An 18,120-nucleotide genomic window follows, 5' to 3' on the forward strand; every position below is an offset into this window, starting at 1 on the left:
CGCCTGGCTGTGCGCAGAGAAAAAAACAGGAGACTCCATGCGTATCGAAGGAAATGTTTTCATTGTCACTGGCGCCGCGTCCGGCCTGGGCGCGGCCACCGCCCGCATGATTGCGGCAGCCGGTGGCAAGCCGGTGCTGGCCGATCTCAACGAGCAGGCCGGCAGCGCGCTGGCCGCGGAACTGGGTGGCGTCTTCGTGCGCTGCGATGTCAGTTCTGAAGACGATGCGCAGGCTGTGGTGCGGGCCGCGCAGGAACTGGGGACGGTACGCGGACTGGTCAATTGCGCCGGTATCGCGCCGGCCGAGAAGCTGGTCGGCAAGAGCGGGCCGCACAGCATGGCGCTGTTCATGAAGACGCTCAACATCAACCTGGTCGGCAGCTTCAACATGGCGCGCTGGGCCGCCGATGCGATGGCCAAAACGGAGCCGCAGGAAGAGGGCGAGCGCGGCATCATCATTCATACCGCGTCAGTGGCCGCCTACGACGGGCAGATCGGGCAGACCGCCTATTCGGCTTCCAAAGGGGCCATCGTCGCCATGACCCTGCCGATGGCGCGCGATCTTTCACGCAGCGGCATTCGCGTCATGACCATCGCCCCCGGCATCTTCGAGACCCCCATGATGCTGGCCATGCCGCAGGAAGTGCGCGATTCGCTGGGCCAGGCCGTACCCTTCCCGCCGCGCCTGGGCCGGGCCAGCGAGTACGCGCAGCTGGCCAGGACCATCATCGAGAACGTGATGTTGAACGGCGAGACCATCCGTCTGGATGGCGCCATCCGCATGCAGCCCAAATAGACGGCATTTGCCTGCTAATTCTCTTGTCCACGATGAGGGGCCTGCTGATAAGCTCCCCTCATGGAGACCATGGAACACAAAACAGGCTTGATCCTGACCGGCGGCGGCGCGCGGGCAGCTTACCAGGTGGGTGTACTCAACGCCCTCTCGATGATCCTGCTCGAAGCCGGCTGGCCGGTGCACAGTAATCCCTTTCCCATCATCTGCGGTACCTCGGCCGGCGCCATCAACGGCACCGCACTGGCCTGCCGGGCTGACGATTTCGGCGAAGCCGTGCGCGAGCTGATGGCGGTATGGAGCAATTTTCAGGTGGAGCAGGTGTACCGCGCCGATTCGCTGGGCGTGATCCGCTCGGGCGCGCGCTGGCTGTCCCTGTTCTCCTTCGGGTGGCTGCTGCGCAAATGGCGCGCCAACCCGCCCAATTCCCTGCTGGACAATACCCCGCTGGTGAGCATGCTGCACCGTCTGCTGGACCTGCCGCGACTCGATGCCGCGCTGGCCGAAGGCCAGCTGCATGCGCTGGCAGTGACCGCCTCGTCCTACACCAGCGGCCAGCACATCACCTTCTATCAATGTGCGCAAGAGATCGAACCCTGGCGCCGCACCCAGCGCCTGGCCATGCGCGACCAGATCGGTATCGATCATCTGCTGGCCTCTTCAGCCATTCCCTTCATCTTTCCGGCCATTCCGGTGTACATCGACGGGCGTTGCGAGTATTGCGGCGATGGTTCGATGCGCCAGATCGCGCCGATTTCCCCGGCCATCCACCTGGGCGCCACCAAGGTCCTCATCATCGGGGCCGGACGCATGGGCGAGAAGGGCGAACAGGCGCCCACCCATACCCCGCACTACCCCAGCCTGGCGCAGGTGGCGGGGCACGCGATGTCGGGCATCTTCCTCGATGGCCTCTCCGCCGACATCGAACGTATCAACCGGGTCAACCAGACCTTGTCGGTTCTGAACGATGAGCAGCGCCGCCATACGCCCTTGAAACCCATCCGCACCCTGGTGATCTCGCCCTCGCAGCGCATCGACAGCATCGCCAGCCGCCATGTCGGCAGCCTGCCGCGCCCGATCCGCACCATGCTGGGTGGCATCGGTGCCACCGAGGTCCGCGGCTCGGCGCTGGCCTCCTACCTGCTGTTTGAACAAAGCTTCACGCGCGAGCTGATCGCCCTGGGCCAAAGCGATACCTACGCCAAGCGTGAGGAGGTATTGGCCTTTTTTGAACCGGATACCGCTCAACTGCTCCAAGCCTCTGCCTGATTTGCTGCCGGTCAAGTTCCTCGCCTGCCGTGGTTGCCTAGCCGAAAGCAACGGGTTAATCTACCGAGTGCTGTTGCCATTAATTGACAAAATTGCAATTAACAGAATAAATGCAGACGATGCAAATGCGAGCCCGCTTCATTTCTTCCTTCTTCGCCCGCTACTGGCTGGTTCTTCTGACGGCGCTGATGCTGGCAGCGCCGGTCCATGCCAAGGGGCCGGTACCGGGCAATTTGCCCGAGGTCAACCTCGACCAGCTGCCGCGCGAAGCCCAGCAGACCATGGCCCTGATCCGTCAGGGCGGCCCTTTCCCGTATGAAAAGGATGGCGCGGTCTTCGGCAACTATGAAGGGGTTTTGCCCAGGCAAAAGCGCGGGTATTATCGCGAATACACGGTCAAGACGCCGCGCGCCCGCAATCGCGGCGCCCGTCGCATCGTCAGCGGGGGAGAACCGGCCACTTCGGGCGAATACTATTACACCAGTGACCATTACAAGACCTTCCGCCGCATACGCGATTGATCTTGTGCGGGAGCAGGGCAGGGCTCGCAGGTCCTGCTGCAACCAGCGTCACGGCAGTTCCGCCAGGTCAGCCATCACCCTCCAGACAATTACGACAACTACGATAGCCACACTGCCCCGCTTATGGATACTGAAGGGAAAATGAGTTTGTTCAAAACGGTGCCGCCCAACATCGTGCAGTCGATTCGCGCCTTCCGCGTGACCGACCTGCAGCAGGAGGCCGCCGACCTGCAGCAGCATTTTCTCTATGCCTATTGCGCCGAGGCCGTGACCAAGCAGCAGGTGCTGACCACCATCGCCACCGCCTTCCAGTTTCCCCGGCACTTCGGCAAGAACTTCGATGCCCTGCATGACTGTCTGACCGACCTCACCCACAAGGCCGGCAAGCAGATCGGGTTCGTCGTGGTGCTGGAGCAACTGCCCAACACCCAGAAATTCGACAAGGAAGCGCGCGAGACCTTGCTCGATGTCTTCCGCGATGCGGCCGATTACTGGGCCGAAAAGAAGGTGCCGTTCCGCGTGTTCTATTCCTTCCAGTAAATTTTCTTCACATTTTGATAAACCTTTTACGCCACGCCGGACCTTTCACATCGTGAAAACCGGCGGCGGAGAGGCCGCCAGCAGGTACAATGCGCACACCATGAGAAGCATTGTCATCCTGATTTCCGGACGAGGCAGCAATATGGAAGCCATCGTCCGTGCTGCACAGGCCGAGCGGTGGCCTGCCAGAATCGCCGCTGTCATCAGCAACCGCGCCGACGCCAGCGGGCTTGAATTTGCCGCCCGCCACGGCATTGCGACCGCCGTCGTGGCCAACCGCGACTATTCCACGCGCGACCAGTTCGATGCCGCCCTGCGCGAGCAGATCGATGCGTTCGCGCCGGACCTGGTGGTGCTGGCCGGCTTCATGCGGATCCTGACGGCACCGTTCGTCAACCATTACCAGGGCCGCATGCTCAATATCCACCCGTCACTGTTGCCCAGTTTCCCGGGCCTGGCGACGCACCGCCAGGCGCTGGCCGCCGGGGTGAAGCTGCATGGGGCTACCGTGCACTTCGTCACGCCCGACCTCGACCACGGTCCCATCGTGGCCCAGGCCGCTGTGCCGGTGCTGGAAGAGGACAGTGAGGAGACCCTGGCCGAGCGTGTCCTGGAACAGGAACATGTGATCTATCCGCGCGCCGTGCGCTGGTTCGTGCAAGGCCGCCTGGCGCTGGACGGCGCCCGCGTGCGGCTGGCCGCCGACGCCTGAAGCGCAAACGAGCCAACGCCGCCGCGCACCCTCTTATCTTGAATTGAACATGAAGGACCTAGCATGAGATTGCCTCCCGCGATCATCCCCCATACCGAAGAACTGCTGCGTGAAGTGCTGCGCTTTACCGGCCCGGCCGACGTCACCTTGTCGCGCTACTTCCGTGACAATCCGCGCCTGGGCAGCCGCGAGCGCGGCGTGATCGCCGAAGCGGTCTACGGCCTGCTGCGCAACAAGACGGTGCTGACCAACTTCGCCGAATCCGGCAGCGGCCCCATGATGCGCCGCCTGGCCCTGCTGGGCCTGGCCGATGCAGTCGGCGCCGAATCCATTGCCGGTTTGCAGGAAGGCGAAGCCGAGTGGCTTGAGCGCGTCGCCCAGATCGACCGCACCCAGCTGGCGCCCCAGATGCGCAGCAACCTGCCGCCCTGGCTGTGGGAAAAGCTGGTCGCCCGCATGGGCGAGGAAGCCACCCTGCAACTGGCCGATGCCATGAACCGTCCGGCACCGCTGGACCTGCGCGTCAACGCCCTCAAGGCCGACCGTGACACGGTCATGGCCGAACTGGCCAAGGCCCCGGTGGCCTGCGAGCCGACCCCGTATTCCCCGCTGGGCCTGCGCGTATTCAAGAAGCCTGCCCTGCAGAACCTGCCGCTGTTCAAGGATGGCGCCATCGAAGTGCAGGATGAAGGCAGCCAGTTGCTGGCCCAGATCGTCGGTGCCAAGCGCGGCGAGATGGTGGTCGATTTCTGCGCCGGCGCCGGTGGCAAGACCCTGGCACTGGGCGCACTGATGCGCAATACCGGCCGCCTGTATGCCTTCGACGTGTCCGAAAAGCGCCTGGCCAAGCTCAAACCGCGCCTGGCGCGCAGTGGCCTGTCCAACGTGCATCCGGTGGTGATCGCCCACGAGAACGACGCCAAGGTCAAGCGCCTGGCCGGCAAGCTCGATCGCGTGCTGGTCGATGCGCCCTGCAGCGGCCTGGGCACCCTGCGCCGCAATCCCGACATGAAGTGGCGCCAGAGCGTGGAGACGCTCACCGAAATGCGTGCCAAGCAAGGCTCGATCCTGGCCAGCGCCGCGCGCCTGGTGCGTCCGGGCGGACGCCTGGTGTACGGCACCTGCAGCTTCCTGGAAGAGGAAAACGATGAAGTCATCGCCGACTTCCTGGCTTCGCATCCCGACTTTACGCTGCGTCCGATGAGCGAAGTGCTGGCCGAGCAGAAGATTGCGCTGGATACCGGCGACTTCCTGAAGCTGCTGCCGCATCAGCATCAGACGGACGGTTTCTTCGCTGCCGTCCTGGAGCGCCGCGCCGCATCATGATGCGCCGGGTCTGGATGCCTTGTCTGGCCGTCGGCCTGCTGGCGGTAGCTGCCGTGCCCGGCCTGCAGGCCAGGGAAGCGCTGCCGCCGCCAGCGGTCATGGCGGCACAGGGGACGATCCAGTCCGCCTTTGCGCCCTGGGATGATATCGAAGCTCTGATCGTCGGCCAGCTTCAAGCCGCACATCGCCAGATTCTGATGCAGGCCTATCTGCTGACCAGTCGTCCCATCACCGATGCCCTGGTCGCTGCCCGCAAGCGCGGTGTTGATGTGCGCGTGCTGATGGATGCCGGCCAGCTCGACAAGAACTCCGAGGACCGCCTGCGCCAGTTGCGCTCAGCCGGGATTCCGGTGTGGCTGGAAACCGCTTACCGCAACGCCCACAACAAGGTCATCATCATCGATGCCGCCTTGCCGACCGCCACCGTGATCACGGGCAGCTACAACTTTACCTGGTCAGCCCAGCACAAGAACGCCGAGAATGTCCTCATCCTCGGCAAGAACCCGCCGCTGGCCGCCCGCTACGCCAGCAACTGGCAGCGTCATCGCCAGGATGCCCAGGCCGCGCCCTGATCCGGCCCGCTTCGACTCGATCTGCCCACCCGGCCAGCCATGACCGATCATTTCTTTTCCCTCTTCACCGATATCAGTACCGTCGACCTGCTGCGCCAGCTGGTCGTGATCGCGCTCTCGCTGCTGGGTGGCATTGGTCTGTCGCGCTGGCTGCGTGCGCGCTTCGTGCTGCCGGCCGATGGCCAGGAGCAGTCGCTGGTGATGCAGATCGGCGTCAAGAGTTTTGCCCGCGTGCTCTCGCCGCTGCTGGCCCTGGGCCTGCTGGCGGCGGCGTATGCCATCTTGAAGCGCGGCCACCATGCCGTCACGCTGTGGGAAATCATGTTCCCCCTGACCATCGCCCAGGTGGCGATGCGTTTCGTGTTCTACGTGTTGCGTGGCATTTTCGTCAAGGATGCGACCATCGGTGCCTTGTTGCACCTGTCGGAAAAAGTCATCGCGCTGCTGGTCTGGCTGTGCGTGGTGCTCTGGATTACCGGCCTGTGGCCCGATTTCGTCGATTACCTGGACAGCACGACCTTGCCGCTGGGGCGTCACAAGGTCTCACTGTTGACGATGTTGCAAGGCGCCGCGTCGGTGCTGGTCACACTCATCATTGCCCTGTGGATAGGGACGGTGGTGGAAAACCGCCTCATGAAGTTCAGCGGCATGCACTCCTCGCTGCGCACGGTGGTGGCGCGCATGATGCGGGCCTTGCTGATCCTGGTGGCCTTCCTGGTCAGCCTGTCGCTGGTGGGGATCGACCTGACGGTGCTGTCGGTCTTCGGCGGCGCGCTGGGCGTCGGTATCGGTCTGGGCCTGCAGAAGATTGCCAGCAGCTATGTTTCCGGTTTCGTCATCCTGCTGGAGCGCAGCATGGTCATCGGCGACATGGTTGCCGTGGATAAATATTTCGGCAAGGTCACCCAGATCAATACCCGCTATACCATCCTGGAAGGGCTGGACGGGATCGAATCGGTGTTGCCCAATGAACTCTTTGTCTCCAATCCGGTACAAAACTATTCATTGACCCATCGCATTGTACGTTTGGCTACACAGCTTACAATTCTGTACCAGGACGATGTGGAAACGGTCTTGTCCATCATGGAACAGGCCGCACTTGGCGTGCAGCGGGTGTCCCAGCAGACCGCCCCGCAAGCCTTGCTGGTCAAGATCGGTGCTGACGGGCTGGAGCTGGAGCTGGGATTCTGGATCACCGACCCGGAAAATGGCCGGCTCAATGTGATCTCCGACGTCAACCGGGCCATCTGGGCTGCTTTCAAGCAACACGGCATCCAGGTGGCGCATCCCAAGCGCGATATTCGCATCATGGATGAGCGCAGCTTCCGCCAAAGTACGCGCCAGGAAATTCCTGATGGCCCAGGGCCGCAGAATTCGCGTACAATGCCCGGCAATTAAAAGAAAATAAAACCATTTTCACGGAACAAGTAATAATCCTGTTTTGTAGTCCGATAGTTGTTTTCTATTTGGAGTTGTACTGATGACCCTTGATGCGATCCTCGACTTTGTTGCCAACGGCCTGCTGCACGCGACCGGTTGGCAGATTGTCATATACACCCTGGTGATGACGCACATCACCATCGTGGGCGTGACTCTCTACCTGCATCGTTGCCAGGCGCATCGCGCGCTCGAACTGCACGCGATCCCCAGCCACTTCTTCCGTCTGTGGCTGTGGATGACCACCGGCATGGTGACCAAGGAATGGGCCGCCATCCACCGCAAGCACCACGCCAAGTGCGAGACCGAAGAAGACCCGCACAGCCCGCAGACGCGCGGCATCAACAAGGTGATGTGGCAGGGTGCCGAGCTGTACCGCAGTGAATCCAAGAATGCCGAGACCATGGAGAAGTTCGGTCACGGCACCCCGGACGACTGGCTGGAACACAACATCTACAGCAAGTACGGCTGGCAGGGTGTGGGCATCATGCTGATCATCGACGTGCTGCTCTTTGGCGCCATCGGCCTGACCGTGTGGGCCGTGCAGATGGCCTGGATCCCGTTCTGGGCGGCCGGCGTGGTCAATGGCCTGGGTCACTTCTGGGGCTATCGCAACTACGATTGCAATGACGCGGCCACCAACCTGTTCCCGATCGGCATCATCATCGGCGGCGAGGAAATGCACAATAATCACCACACCTTCGGCACCTCGGCCAAGTTCTCGGCCAAGTGGTATGAATTCGACATCGGCTGGATGTATATCCGCATCCTGGAGACCGTCGGCCTGGCCAAGGTCAAGAAGGTGGCTCCCGTCCCCAAGTTCGACAGCCAGAAGTCGGTGATCGACTTCGATACCCTGCAGTCCGTGATCGCCAACCGCTATGACGTGACCGCCAAGTATGCGCGTTCGCTCAAGACTGCCTGGAAGGACGAGCTCGATCACCTGATCGAGAAGGCCAAGCTGGAATCGCGCTTCCTGAAATCTTCCAAGAAGCTGCTGCAACGTGAACCTGCCCGTCTGGAAGACGGCCAGAAGCAGCAATTGTCGGAACTGTTCGCCCACAGCAAGGCTCTGCAGACCATGCACGAGATGCGCATCGAGCTCAGCGCCATCTGGGAACGTTCGCACTCCACGCGCGAACAACTGCTGCAGCAACTGCAGGACTGGTGCACCCGCGCCGAGGCATCCGGTGTGAAGGCCTTGCGTGACTTCGCCCTGCGCCTGCGCAGCTACGCCTGATCCGCCAAGGCTGGACAATTCCTCCGGGGTAAAAGCCGGATATGAAGGAAAAGACCAGGAAAACCCCGCAGAGCAATCTGCGGGGTTTTTTTTGACTGCTGTCTGTGCGGAGGTGAAGGTTCGTGTCAAAAACCGCGAGAGGGGAGCAAAGCCGTCAGCCCCGTCGACAGGGCGCTCCTGGCGCTGAGCTGCTGTGGCCAGGTCCCGCGGATCGATGGCGACGGCGCGGCGGGCAATAAAAAACCCGCAGAGAACTCTGCGGGTTTTTTGACAGTGAAACCGGGATCAATTACTTGATCTTGGTTTCCTTGTATTCGACGTGCTTGCGCGCCTTGGGATCGAACTTCATGATGCTGATCTTTTCGGGCGTAGTACGCTTGTTCTTGGTGGTGGTGTAGAAGTGACCAGTACCTGCGGTCGACTCCAGTTTGATTTTGTCGCGGCCGGATTTCGCCATGATAGATTTCCTTTACTCTGCTAATTAGACTTTTTCGCCACGAGCACGCAGATCGGCCAGAACGGCATCGATGCCGATCTTGTCGATCACGCGCAGGCCGGCGTTGGACAAACGCAGCGAAACCCAGCGGTTCTCGGATTCGACGAAAATGCGGCGGTTCTGCAGGTTGGGCAGAAAACGACGCTTGGTCTTGTTGTTTGCATGGGAAACGTTGTTGCCGACCATCGGCCCCTTCCCGGTGACTTGGCAGACACGTGCCATGTGAGACTCCTTAAAAATTTCCGAATTTGGGAAAAACGAGAGTATATGGAAAAAACTCTGCTTTTTCAATGACTTGCGAAAAACAATTGTGTCTTGATGCGTCAAGTGGATTTAACAATTTAAGAAACATTGTCTTTCCAGTCTTCCCGTCAGTGACGCAATTCCAGTACAGGCAAGGGTTTGCGGCCGATTTCCCGGTTCCGGATTCACACCTTGCCGTGATCGGCGAAGGAGTACAGGCGTGTCCCGGCCACCACGATATGGTCCAGCAACTCGACGTCGATGACCTCCAGGGCTTTCTTGAGGGTCCTGGTCAGGCTCAGGTCGGCGTCACTGGGGCGGGGGTCGCCCGACGGGTGATTGTGGGCCACGATGACCGAAGCGGCGTTGTAACGCAGCGCCATCTTGATCACTTCGCGGGGATAGACGGTCGTATGGTTCAGCGTCCCTCTGAACAGTTCTTCCGTGCCCAGCAGGTGGTTGCGCATGTTCAGGAAGAGCGCGACGAAACATTCATGTTCCTTGCCGAAGAAGGTCAGTTTCAGGTATTCGCCTACGACGCGGGTTGAATTGAGGGCCGAAGCCTGCTTGAGGTCGCCGTGGATGGCGCGCTTGGCCAACTCCAGGGAAGCCGACAACTGGGCGCATTTGGCTGGGCCGAGGCCGCTGCCCAGACTGGGCTCGCGCTGAACTGCGCTGCATAGTTTCTCCAGCGAGCCGAAACGTTGCAACAGTTCCATGGCCAGCTGCATGACGCTCTTGCCGGGCGTTCCCACGCGCAGGAAGATCGCCAGCAGTTCCGCATCCGACAGGGCGGCCGGGCCCAGCTCCAGCAGGCGTTCACGGGGCCGCTGCTGCTTGGGCCAATCGATGAGGGACATGGTCATGAGGTGAATCTCCTTTCATTCAGATTGCACGTGAGAGGGAAGAACGCGGCAGCCCCTGCAGTCAGCGCCCACAGCAAACGCCGCATAGCAGCATTGCAGCATTGCCGCAGTCGGCTTGCGCCGCCGCAAGGAAGTCCCGGATGCAGCAACTGGCAGCGCACCCGGATGAAGCTGCCAGCGGCGTATCGGCTCAACGTGGCTTACAATAGCGGGTTCCTGTGCACCTTCCCGATTCCCGTCATGTCCAGCTCAACCGTCCCCGTCGTCACCGAAAACGCCTACCTCACCCTGCATTACCGCCTGGCTTCGCTGGACGGTGAAGACATCGTCAGCACCTTCAACGAGAACCCGGCGACCCTGCAGTTCGGTCAGGGCCAGCTGGCGCCCTTCCTCGAAGCCTGCCTGCTGGGCTTGCCCGAAGGTACGCACCAGACCTTTGAACTGACACCGGCCCAGGCTTTTGGCGAGCGCAGTGAAGAGCTGATCCAGCGCATCTCGCGCGCCACCCTGGAAGAAAACTCGTCGATGGATGAGGACTATCGCGTCGGTGACCTGGTCGACTTCGCCGCCCCCGGTGGCGGCCGCTTCGCTGGCATCCTGCGAGCGATCGATGATGATGGCGCAATTTTCGACTTCAATCATCCGCTGGCTGGGCAAACGCTGAAGTTCGAAGTAAAAATCATAGGAATCCTGTAATCGCCTCGTCATTTGGCGATGCGGTCCTCGCAATATTTTGAAGAATCAAGGGAATCACCATGACCATGGAACAAGCCGACGCTGAAATCCTGCTGGCCCAGCCCCGGGGTTTCTGTGCGGGCGTGGATCGCGCCATCGAGATCGTCGAACGTGCGCTGGCGCAGTTCGGCGCGCCCATCTACGTGCGCCATGAAATCGTGCACAACGCCTACGTGGTCAATGATCTGCGGGCCAAGGGTGCGGTCTTCATCGAGGAGCTGGCCGATGTGCCGGCCGGCAACACCGTCATCTTCTCGGCCCATGGCGTGTCCAAGGCGATCCTGGCGGAGGCGGCCGAGCGTGGCCTGACGGTATTCGATGCCACCTGCCCGCTGGTCACCAAGGTACATATGGAAGTGGCCAAGATGCGCCGCGAAGGGCGCGAGATCATCATGATCGGCCACGCCGGTCACCCCGAGGTCGAAGGCACCATGGGCCAGACCGAGGCCGGCATGCACCTGGTGGAAACGGTGGAAGACGTACAGCGCCTGCAGGTCGCTGATCCCGAACTGCTGGCCTATGTCTCCCAGACCACGCTGTCGGTGGATGATACCGCCGACATCATTGCGGCCCTGCGCGCGCGCTTCCCGGCCATCGCCGAGCCCAAGAAGGGCGACATCTGCTATGCCACCACCAATCGCCAGGAAGCCGTCAAGTTCATGGCGCCGCAGGTGGAGGTGGTGATCGTGGTGGGCAGCCCCAACAGCTCCAACTCCAACCGTCTGCGCGAGCTGGCCGAGAAGAAGGGCGTCCCGGCCTTCATGGTCGACAATGCCGCCCTGATCGACCCGCAATGGGTGGTTGGCCGCCAGCGCATCGGCGTGACCGCAGGCGCCTCTGCCCCTGAGGTGCTGGTGCAGGCCGTGATCGACCGTATCAAGGAAATCGGTGCGCGCAGTGTGCGGGTCCTGGACGGTATTGAAGAAAACGTCACCTTCCCCCTGCCCAAGGGCCTGGGGGCCCGCACACCGTCTGCCGAATCCGCATGAGCCCCTCGGGAGTATGTGAGGACATGTGAAGGTTCGGACAAAAAACCGACCAGCCGTTTGCGCAAAGAGGCCTGCTGATGCAGGCCTTCTTCATTTCCGCGACAGGTGTTGTGAAGTCACCGACGATTCATTGGTCTTACCGCACTTTCTTCTGTAACAGGCGATTGTTTGTGCTCGATTGTTGGAATCTTCTGCGTATAATTCCGCACCATTATCGACGGACCGCCCAAAAGGCGGCCGAGCGCTAGCCCTCACCAAAGAGGGCAGGGCGCCGCGAACGCGGCGTCAACCAGAGACGGGAGACATTCATATGCAGCAGCATCTGCCCACCGGCACCCTCCGGTGCTTCCGGCGAAGACCTCCCGGGCGTCCGCCCAGTCGGCGCCCCGCTTTCTGCTCCCGCCGCTGCGGCGGCAACAGCAGCTGATTTCCTGATCCCGGACCCTGCCAGCAAGCCTGCTTGCGTGGAACGCATTTGCCCTTTTTATGAAGAGTGATAACGCGATCCCGAGTGCCGGGAACGGATTTTGCTAATCGACATGCTTTCGCGCGGCGTCCGCTTTGGTGCAGACCCACGTGTTTTTCTTGTTTCCATTTAGATCGAAGAGTTATTCATGGACATTTTCCTCCAGCAGATCATCAACGGATTGGTGCTAGGCAGCATGTACGCACTGATCGCCCTGGGCTACACCATGGTGTACGGGGTGCTGAACCTGATCAACTTTGCCCACGGCGACATCCTGATGGTGGGTGCCATGGTCGGCCTGTCGATCCTCAAATTGGTGCAGCAGGTGGCCCCTGACCTGCCGGGCATCGTCAAGCTGATCATCGCCATCGTCGGTGCCATTCCGGTGTGCGTGATCGTGAGCCTCTTGATCGAACGCATCGCTTACCGTCCGCTGCGCAATGCGCCGCGTCTGGCGCCGCTGATCACCGCCATCGGCGTATCGATCCTGCTGCAGACCTTCGCCATGATGATCTGGGGCCGCAGCCCGCTGCCGTTCCCGCAGATCATGCCCTCGACCCCGGTCAACATCGCCGGTGCCCTGATTTCGCCCACGCAGATCATGCTGCTGATCCTGGCCCTGGCCGCCATGATCGGTCTGGTACTCATCGTTGAAAAGACCAAGATGGGCCGCGCCATGCGCGCCACCGCCGAGAACCCGCGCATCGCCGGTTTGATGGGCGTGGACGCCAACCGCGTCATCATCGTCACCTTCGCCATCGGCGCCGCCCTGGCCGCCATCGCCGGCGTGATGTGGGCCGCCAACTACTCCACCGCGCAATTCGCGATGGGCTTCGTGCCGGGCCTGAAAGCCTTCTCGGCAGCGGTTCTGGGCGGTATCGGCAACATCTACGGCGCCATGCTGGGCGGCATCCTGCTGGGCCTGATCGAAAGCCTGGGCGCGGGTTACATCGGCGACCTGACCGGCAACTTCCTGGGCAGCAACTACCAGGACATCTTCGCCTTCATCGTGCTGATCATCGTGCTGACCCTGCGCCCGTCCGGGATCATGGGTGAGCGTGTGGCGGATCGGGCTTAAGTTTTTTTAAGTTTAAAAACCTTAAAAACTTAAAGTCAGAAACTTGGAAATTAAAGAACTCAAGAAATCGGAAGAGAACACTATGGCTCTCATGACCTTCGACATGAAGCGCAACCCTGGACAGGCTCGCATCAGCCTGCTGGTGCTGTTGGCGCTGATGATCATCTTCCCCGTCTTCGCCCAGCAGTTTGGCAATTCGTGGGTGCGCATCATGGATATGGCGCTGCTCTACATCATGCTGGCCCTGGGCCTGAACGTGGTGGTGGGTTTTGCCGGTCTGCTGGACCTGGGCTACATCGCCTTCTACGCCATTGGTGCCTATACGGCGGGCCTGCTGGCCTCGCCGCAGTTTGCGGCGGTGATCGAATCCTTCGTCAACACCTATCCGTCGGTCGGCAATTTCCTGGTCTGGCTGTGCGGTCCGCAGATCGTGCAGAACGGCATCCACCTGTCGCTGTGGCTGATCGTACCGATCTCGGGCGTGCTGGCGGCGATCTTCGGTGCACTCTTGGGCGCGCCGACCCTGAAGCTGCGTGGTGACTACCTGGCCATCGTGACGCTGGGCTTCGGCGAGATCATCCGCATCTTCATGAACAACCTGAATGCCCCGGTGAACATCACCAATGGTCCGCAGGGCATCAACCTGATCGATCCGATCCGCGTGTTCGGCGTCTCGCTGGCCGGTGAACCGGGTTCCGGTTCGATGGTGAAGGTATTCGGCATGAGCCTGCCGTCGGTGAACGCGTATTACTACCTGTTCCTGGTGCTGTGCATCTTCGTGATCTTCTTCTCGAGCCGCCTGCAGGATTCGCGCCTGGGCCGTGCCTGGGTGGCGATCCGTGAAGACGAGATCGCCGCCAAGGCGATGGGCATCAACACCCGCAACGTCAAGCTGCTGGCCTTTGCCATGGGCGCTTCGTTTGGTGGCGTGGCCGGCGCCATGTTCGGCGCCTTCCAGGGCTTCGTCTCGCCGGAATCCTTCTCGCTGACCGAGTCCATCGCCGTGCTGGCCATGGTGGTGCTGGGCGGTATCGGCCACATCCCTGGCGTGGTGCTGGGTGGCGTGATCCTGGCGGCGCTGCCGGAAGTGCTGCGTCACGTGGTGGAACCGCTGCAGATGGCCATTTTCGGCAAGGTGTGGATCGATGCCGAAGTGCTGCGCCAACTGCTCTACGGCCTGGCCATGGTGGTCATCATGCTGACCCGCCCGGCCGGTCTGTGGCCCTCGCCGCGCCATGAAGATCGTCCCGAAGCGGACCATACCAAAGTCGGTACCGCCGGCGAAGTCAAAGCCTAAGCCTTATCAGGAGCACAGAACATGACACAAACACTGCTCAAGATCCGTGACGTCAGCAAGCGTTTCGGCGGCCTGCAAGCCTTGAACGGCGTGGGCATCACCATCGAACGCGGCCAGATCTACGGCCTGATCGGCCCCAACGGTGCTGGCAAGACTACCTTCTTCAACGTCATCACGGGCCTGTATCAACCCGATACCGGCACCTTCGAACTGGATGGCAAACCGTATTCGCCGAGCGCCCCGCACGAAGTGGCCAAGGCCGGCATCGCCCGTACCTTCCAGAACATTCGCCTCTTCGGTGAAATGACCGTGCTGGAAAACGTGATGGTGGGTTGCCACGTGCGCACCAAACAAAATGTTTTCGGAGCGGTGTTCCGCCACAAGGCGGCACGCGATGAAGAAGCGGCGATCCGCGAGAAGTCGCAGCAGCTGCTGGACTTCGTGGGCATCGGCCAGTTCGCCCGTCGCACGGCGCGTCACCTGTCGTATGGTGACCAGCGTCGCCTGGAGATCGCCCGCGCACTGGCGACCGATCCGCAACTGCTGGCGCTGGACGAGCCGGCGGCCGGCATGAACGCCACCGAGAAGCTGGGCCTGCGCGAGCTGCTGGTCAAGATCCAGGCCGAAGGCAAGACCATCCTGCTGATCGAACACGATGTGAAGCTGATGATGGGCCTGTGCAATCGCATCACGGTGCTGGACTATGGCAAGCCGATTGCCGAAGGCGTACCGGCAGACGTGCAGAAGAACCCGGCGGTGATCGAGGCCTACCTCGGTGCAGGACATTAAGCGAGACCACAGAACATGACAACGAACATCCTCAAAGTCGAACAACTGAGCGTGGCCTATGGCGGCATCCAGGCCGTCAAGGGCATCAGCCTGGAGGTCAACGATGGTGAACTGGTGACCCTGATCGGTGCCAATGGCGCGGGCAAGACCACGACCTTGAAAGCCATCACCGGCACGCTGCCCAGCAGCAAGGTAGATGGCCATGTGTATTACATGGGCAATCCGTTGAAGGGCAAGAAGTCCTTCGAGCTGGTCAAGGACAAGCTGGCGATGGTGCCGGAAGGGCGTGGCGTGTTTACGCGCATGAGCATCCAGGAAAACCTGTTGATGGGGGCCTACACCAGCAATGACAAGGGCCAGATCCAGGCCGACATCGATCGCTGGTTCGAGGTCTTCCCGCGCCTGAAGGAACGTGCGGCGCAGATGGCCGGTACCCTGTCGGGTGGCGAGCAGCAGATGCTGGCGATGGCGCGTGCGCTGATGAGCCATCCCAAGCTGCTGTTGCTGGATGAGCCTTCGATGGGTCTGTCGCCGATCATGGTGGAGAAGATCTTTGAAGTGATCCGCAATGTGTCGGCGCAGGGCATCACCATCCTGCTGGTGGAACAGAACGCCAAGCTGGCGCTGGAAGCGGCGCATCGCGGTTACGTGATGGAGTCGGGCCTGATTACCATGGAAGGGCAGGCGCAGCAGATGCTGGATGATCCGCGGGTGAAGGCGGCTTATCTCGGTGAGGGATGATGGGTGGTTTCAGTGCGTGGTGAAGAAACGGGTAAATGATATAAATCATTTGCAGTGAAATCCCATGAAAAAGCGCAGCTCTCGGGCTGCGCTTTTTTTGTTTGAAGGCTAAGTACTGAGTCTGAATGAATTTTGATGTCGGGCGACATGGTTGGTTTCTTCTTATCGGCGGCGATATTGTCGCCTCTCCGGCGTCGATCTCCCCCCAACGCCCCGAGCCTGAAAATGAAAACCCCGTGTTCGAGAACACGGGGCCCGGGATCAAGCCTGATGTACAGCCGGCGCAGGACTTCTGACTTCTTCGGAACAGAGAGGTGTCTGGTCCGATCAGGCCGCCTTGCGCGCCCGCACCTCATTGCGCAGGCTGCGCACCTTGTCATGGTTGGCCAGGACACCCTGGTACTGACGCTCGATGATCAGTCGGATATCGGTGGGAAGCTCTTCGCTCAACGCCTTGCGATAGGCGTTGACGGCGGCATCCTCTCCGCGTTCGCATTCGTCCAGGATGCTCTCGTCGTCACGCCCCGTGATGGCGCTCTTCACGTTCACCCACTGTCGATGCAGCGCCCCGCCCAGCGTACTGTGGCTGGCCGGCTCGCCGCCGAGGCGATGTACCAGAGCCTGCAGATCCAGAGCTGCCTGGCCGCAGGCAGTGGCCCGCTGCAGGAAGGTTTCCTTGTAGGGAATGTAGCGCTCCTGGGCATCCTCGGCACAGGCCCGGAAACCCTTTTCGCCATCGATGGAAATCTGGATCAGATCGTTGAGGGTGGAAATGAGGTGGTCGTTGGTCATGTTGTTTCCTTTCTCCTGGAAAGCCGCTCCCGCCATCATTCAGCGAGCGGGACGGCGTGAACAGGCATCAGCTCAGTGGACGAAGAAATAGATCAGAACCAGCAACAACGCCGGTACGCCACACAGCCATGCGAGGAAGTACTTGCCCATGATGTTCTCCTTGTCGTCAGCGGGTCAATGGTCAGCGCTCGGATTGGCACCGGCGAGAAGCAAGCCCGTCCGTCGCTGCACGTTTTCATCCTAGGAGCCAGCCGTGTGCAATTCCATCGGACTGGGCCGCAAGCCGATGTAGGAAACGGCCGTGCTTGAGCGCCCGACGGCGCCGCGACGAAACCGCCAGTCCGGCCGAAACCCCAATGCTGACAAGGCTTTCCGCTTTGTCCTACAAGACAATCGGCCGCCGTCCTATAGAGCGGGACAGTGACCGCTCGCTATGATTTTTCTCATGGTCTCCAGGCGCGCTGAACGCGTCGCAGCCGCAGCCATCGCGGTGCAGGACCGCAGTGCCGCAGGTGCCCGGATTAGCTTTGGGCATTCATGTTGAACCCTTGAGCAGGAGCAAGCACACCATGAACAAGAAGACGATCACCGGTCAGTTCAACTTTGCCCTGGGCAAGCTCCAGGAAAGTGTGGCCTCCGTGCTGGGCAATGTGAGCCTGCAGCGCGCCGCCCAGCGCCGGCAGATGGATGGCCGCATCACCCATGCGGTCGGCCAGGCACAGGATCTGATCAAGCGCTCGCTGCGCCAGCGCGCCGGTTCGCTGTAAGGCGGCACCGTTTCGACGCCAACGCAAGGAGAGAACTGATGCGTTTTGGAAAGACATTCCTGTGGGCTGCCGGCATGGCCGGCTTGGCTGTCGGTGCCAGCCTGCGCATGCTGGCGCGCCAGGCGCAGCGCCGTGAACAACGCCAGCAGGAAGTGGCACTGCAGCGCTGGGAAGACGAGGGTGGCAGTGCCCGCATCGTGGCACGGCGCCGTATCCGATGAGCGCAGGCGAGCAGGCTAGATGGGCCGTTGTCCTACACGGCAATCGGGCTGGCGCCGATACAAAGCGCGACAAGCCATCGGTATCGTGCAACTGACTGACTGACTGACTGGCTGAGGCAGGCAAGGATGACGCCGTGCCAGGACGCAAGCGCCCGGCATCAAAAAAACAAGGGAGGAGATCATGGACAAGCTCGTACTCGGATGGCTGCTGGGAGTGCCGGTGCTGGTGC

22 protein-coding genes are annotated in these 18,120 nt (G+C 61.3%); 18 read left to right on the plus strand and 4 right to left on the minus strand.

Features of this window, described 5'->3' with window-relative positions:
* Positions 1-37 precede the first annotated feature (37 nt).
* The 9 genes from GWL_RS02725 (at position 38) to GWL_RS02765 (ending at position 8,410) form a co-directional block, all read left to right on the plus strand.
* Entirely contained in the window at positions 38-796 is a 759-nt protein-coding gene (locus tag GWL_RS02725; protein WP_008326408.1) for an SDR family NAD(P)-dependent oxidoreductase, read from the plus strand.
* Between the two features lie 60 nt (positions 797-856).
* Positions 857-2,062, plus strand: coding sequence for a patatin-like phospholipase family protein (locus GWL_RS02730; protein WP_034349863.1), 1,206 nt, complete (start codon positions 857-859; stop codon positions 2,060-2,062).
* A 125-nt stretch (positions 2,063-2,187) separates the two neighbouring features.
* Entirely contained in the window at positions 2,188-2,583 is a 396-nt protein-coding gene (locus GWL_RS02735; protein WP_034349949.1) for a ribonuclease domain-containing protein, read from the plus strand.
* 33 nt (positions 2,584-2,616) lie between these two features.
* The gene (locus GWL_RS02740; RefSeq protein WP_369770081.1) at positions 2,617-3,123 is read left to right on the plus strand and encodes a barstar family protein; all 507 of its coding nucleotides are present in this window, start codon (positions 2,617-2,619) and stop codon (positions 3,121-3,123) included.
* Between the two features lie 100 nt (positions 3,124-3,223).
* The gene (gene purN / locus GWL_RS02745) at positions 3,224-3,835 is read left to right on the plus strand and encodes a phosphoribosylglycinamide formyltransferase (RefSeq protein ID WP_008326418.1); all 612 of its coding nucleotides are present in this window, start codon (positions 3,224-3,226) and stop codon (positions 3,833-3,835) included.
* A gap of 63 nt (positions 3,836-3,898) precedes the next feature.
* Positions 3,899-5,161, plus strand: coding sequence for an RsmB/NOP family class I SAM-dependent RNA methyltransferase (locus GWL_RS02750; protein ID WP_008326420.1), 1,263 nt, complete (start codon positions 3,899-3,901; stop codon positions 5,159-5,161).
* Positions 5,158-5,733 (plus strand): phospholipase D family protein, encoded by a 576-nt coding sequence (locus GWL_RS02755; protein ID WP_008326421.1) that lies wholly within the window; start codon positions 5,158-5,160, stop codon positions 5,731-5,733. Before GWL_RS02750 ends, GWL_RS02755 begins: the two co-directional genes overlap by 4 nt.
* A 39-nt stretch (positions 5,734-5,772) precedes the next feature.
* A complete protein-coding gene (locus tag GWL_RS02760) occupies positions 5,773-7,131 on the plus strand; it encodes a mechanosensitive ion channel family protein (protein ID WP_008326422.1) in 1,359 nt (452 codons plus the stop codon).
* 82 nt (positions 7,132-7,213) lie between these two features.
* Positions 7,214-8,410, plus strand: a complete 1,197-nt coding sequence (locus tag GWL_RS02765; protein WP_008326424.1) for an acyl-CoA desaturase — start codon at positions 7,214-7,216, stop codon at positions 8,408-8,410.
* A gap of 289 nt (positions 8,411-8,699) precedes the next feature.
* Here GWL_RS02765 and rpmG read toward each other — a convergent pair whose 3' ends face one another.
* The 3 genes from rpmG to radC all read right to left on the minus strand — a co-directional run bounded on the left by rpmG (position 8,700) and on the right by radC (position 10,015).
* On the minus strand, positions 8,700-8,867 hold the full coding sequence (gene rpmG / locus GWL_RS02770) for a 50S ribosomal protein L33 (protein WP_006463731.1): 168 nt from the start codon (positions 8,865-8,867) through the stop codon (positions 8,700-8,702).
* A gap of 24 nt (positions 8,868-8,891) precedes the next feature.
* Positions 8,892-9,128 (minus strand): 50S ribosomal protein L28, encoded by a 237-nt coding sequence (gene rpmB, locus GWL_RS02775; protein WP_006463730.1) that lies wholly within the window; start codon positions 9,126-9,128, stop codon positions 8,892-8,894.
* A 206-nt stretch (positions 9,129-9,334) separates the two neighbouring features.
* Entirely contained in the window at positions 9,335-10,015 is a 681-nt protein-coding gene (gene radC, locus GWL_RS02780) for a DNA repair protein RadC (RefSeq protein ID WP_008326427.1), read from the minus strand.
* A 240-nt stretch (positions 10,016-10,255) separates the two neighbouring features.
* Here radC and GWL_RS02785 point away from each other — a divergent pair, with 240 nt between their 5' ends.
* The 7 genes from GWL_RS02785 to GWL_RS23235 all read left to right on the plus strand — a co-directional run bounded on the left by GWL_RS02785 (position 10,256) and on the right by GWL_RS23235 (position 16,406).
* On the plus strand, positions 10,256-10,711 hold the full coding sequence (locus GWL_RS02785) for a peptidylprolyl isomerase (protein WP_034349953.1): 456 nt from the start codon (positions 10,256-10,258) through the stop codon (positions 10,709-10,711).
* A gap of 59 nt (positions 10,712-10,770) precedes the next feature.
* Positions 10,771-11,739 (plus strand): 4-hydroxy-3-methylbut-2-enyl diphosphate reductase, encoded by a 969-nt coding sequence (ispH, locus tag GWL_RS02790; protein WP_008326429.1) that lies wholly within the window; start codon positions 10,771-10,773, stop codon positions 11,737-11,739.
* A gap of 614 nt (positions 11,740-12,353) precedes the next feature.
* Positions 12,354-13,283, plus strand: coding sequence for a branched-chain amino acid ABC transporter permease (locus GWL_RS02795; protein WP_008326430.1), 930 nt, complete (start codon positions 12,354-12,356; stop codon positions 13,281-13,283).
* A gap of 82 nt (positions 13,284-13,365) precedes the next feature.
* The gene (locus tag GWL_RS02800) at positions 13,366-14,580 is read left to right on the plus strand and encodes an ABC transporter ATP-binding protein (protein ID WP_034349864.1); all 1,215 of its coding nucleotides are present in this window, start codon (positions 13,366-13,368) and stop codon (positions 14,578-14,580) included.
* A gap of 21 nt (positions 14,581-14,601) precedes the next feature.
* Positions 14,602-15,369: an ABC transporter ATP-binding protein gene (locus GWL_RS02805; RefSeq protein ID WP_008326432.1), complete on the plus strand. Its 768-nt coding sequence runs from the start codon at positions 14,602-14,604 to the stop codon at positions 15,367-15,369.
* A 15-nt stretch (positions 15,370-15,384) separates the two neighbouring features.
* Entirely contained in the window at positions 15,385-16,110 is a 726-nt protein-coding gene (locus GWL_RS02810) for an ABC transporter ATP-binding protein (RefSeq protein ID WP_008326433.1), read from the plus strand.
* A gap of 125 nt (positions 16,111-16,235) precedes the next feature.
* Positions 16,236-16,406: a hypothetical protein gene (locus GWL_RS23235; RefSeq protein ID WP_157174186.1), complete on the plus strand. Its 171-nt coding sequence runs from the start codon at positions 16,236-16,238 to the stop codon at positions 16,404-16,406.
* 31 nt (positions 16,407-16,437) lie between these two features.
* Here GWL_RS23235 and GWL_RS02815 read toward each other — a convergent pair whose 3' ends face one another.
* Positions 16,438-16,902 (minus strand): PA2169 family four-helix-bundle protein, encoded by a 465-nt coding sequence (locus GWL_RS02815; RefSeq protein WP_008326440.1) that lies wholly within the window; start codon positions 16,900-16,902, stop codon positions 16,438-16,440.
* A 569-nt stretch (positions 16,903-17,471) separates the two neighbouring features.
* Here GWL_RS02815 and GWL_RS02820 point away from each other — a divergent pair.
* Both GWL_RS02820 and GWL_RS02825 read left to right on the plus strand, forming a co-directional pair.
* Positions 17,472-17,669: a CsbD family protein gene (locus GWL_RS02820; protein WP_008326470.1), complete on the plus strand. Its 198-nt coding sequence runs from the start codon at positions 17,472-17,474 to the stop codon at positions 17,667-17,669.
* A 38-nt stretch (positions 17,670-17,707) separates the two neighbouring features.
* Positions 17,708-17,890: a hypothetical protein gene (locus GWL_RS02825; protein WP_008326472.1), complete on the plus strand. Its 183-nt coding sequence runs from the start codon at positions 17,708-17,710 to the stop codon at positions 17,888-17,890.
* The last annotated feature ends 230 nt before the right edge of the window (positions 17,891-18,120 follow it).

This window comes from Herbaspirillum sp. GW103, assembly GCF_000261365.1.
Classification (GTDB): Bacteria; Pseudomonadota; Gammaproteobacteria; order Burkholderiales; family Burkholderiaceae_D; genus Herbaspirillum.

What these genes read in the sequence shown, in the direction of transcription:
- purN (WP_008326418.1), top strand. Translation starts at nt 3,224, where the DNA reads ATGAGAAGCATTGTCATCCTGATTTCCGGACGAGGCAGCAATATGGAA.
- GWL_RS02805 (WP_008326432.1), top strand. Translation starts at nt 14,602, where the DNA reads ATGACACAAACACTGCTCAAGATCCGTGACGTCAGCAAGCGTTTCGGC.
- ispH (WP_008326429.1), top strand. Translation starts at nt 10,771, where the DNA reads ATGACCATGGAACAAGCCGACGCTGAAATCCTGCTGGCCCAGCCCCGG.
- GWL_RS02810 (WP_008326433.1), top strand. Translation starts at nt 15,385, where the DNA reads ATGACAACGAACATCCTCAAAGTCGAACAACTGAGCGTGGCCTATGGC.
- GWL_RS02725 (WP_008326408.1), top strand. Translation starts at nt 38, where the DNA reads ATGCGTATCGAAGGAAATGTTTTCATTGTCACTGGCGCCGCGTCCGGC.
- GWL_RS02760 (WP_008326422.1), top strand. Translation starts at nt 5,773, where the DNA reads ATGACCGATCATTTCTTTTCCCTCTTCACCGATATCAGTACCGTCGAC.
- GWL_RS02730 (WP_034349863.1), top strand. Translation starts at nt 857, where the DNA reads ATGGAGACCATGGAACACAAAACAGGCTTGATCCTGACCGGCGGCGGC.
- rpmG (WP_006463731.1), bottom strand. Translation starts at nt 8,867, where the DNA reads ATGGCGAAATCCGGCCGCGACAAAATCAAACTGGAGTCGACCGCAGGT.
- GWL_RS02825 (WP_008326472.1), top strand. Translation starts at nt 17,708, where the DNA reads ATGCGTTTTGGAAAGACATTCCTGTGGGCTGCCGGCATGGCCGGCTTG.
- GWL_RS02765 (WP_008326424.1), top strand. Translation starts at nt 7,214, where the DNA reads ATGACCCTTGATGCGATCCTCGACTTTGTTGCCAACGGCCTGCTGCAC.
- rpmB (WP_006463730.1), bottom strand. Translation starts at nt 9,128, where the DNA reads ATGGCACGTGTCTGCCAAGTCACCGGGAAGGGGCCGATGGTCGGCAAC.
- GWL_RS02795 (WP_008326430.1), top strand. Translation starts at nt 12,354, where the DNA reads ATGGACATTTTCCTCCAGCAGATCATCAACGGATTGGTGCTAGGCAGC.
- GWL_RS02820 (WP_008326470.1), top strand. Translation starts at nt 17,472, where the DNA reads ATGAACAAGAAGACGATCACCGGTCAGTTCAACTTTGCCCTGGGCAAG.
- GWL_RS02800 (WP_034349864.1), top strand. Translation starts at nt 13,366, where the DNA reads ATGGCTCTCATGACCTTCGACATGAAGCGCAACCCTGGACAGGCTCGC.
- GWL_RS02815 (WP_008326440.1), bottom strand. Translation starts at nt 16,902, where the DNA reads ATGACCAACGACCACCTCATTTCCACCCTCAACGATCTGATCCAGATT.
- GWL_RS02750 (WP_008326420.1), top strand. Translation starts at nt 3,899, where the DNA reads ATGAGATTGCCTCCCGCGATCATCCCCCATACCGAAGAACTGCTGCGT.
- radC (WP_008326427.1), bottom strand. Translation starts at nt 10,015, where the DNA reads ATGACCATGTCCCTCATCGATTGGCCCAAGCAGCAGCGGCCCCGTGAA.
- GWL_RS02785 (WP_034349953.1), top strand. Translation starts at nt 10,256, where the DNA reads ATGTCCAGCTCAACCGTCCCCGTCGTCACCGAAAACGCCTACCTCACC.
- GWL_RS02735 (WP_034349949.1), top strand. Translation starts at nt 2,188, where the DNA reads ATGCGAGCCCGCTTCATTTCTTCCTTCTTCGCCCGCTACTGGCTGGTT.
- GWL_RS23235 (WP_157174186.1), top strand. Translation starts at nt 16,236, where the DNA reads ATGAATTTTGATGTCGGGCGACATGGTTGGTTTCTTCTTATCGGCGGC.
- GWL_RS02755 (WP_008326421.1), top strand. Translation starts at nt 5,158, where the DNA reads ATGATGCGCCGGGTCTGGATGCCTTGTCTGGCCGTCGGCCTGCTGGCG.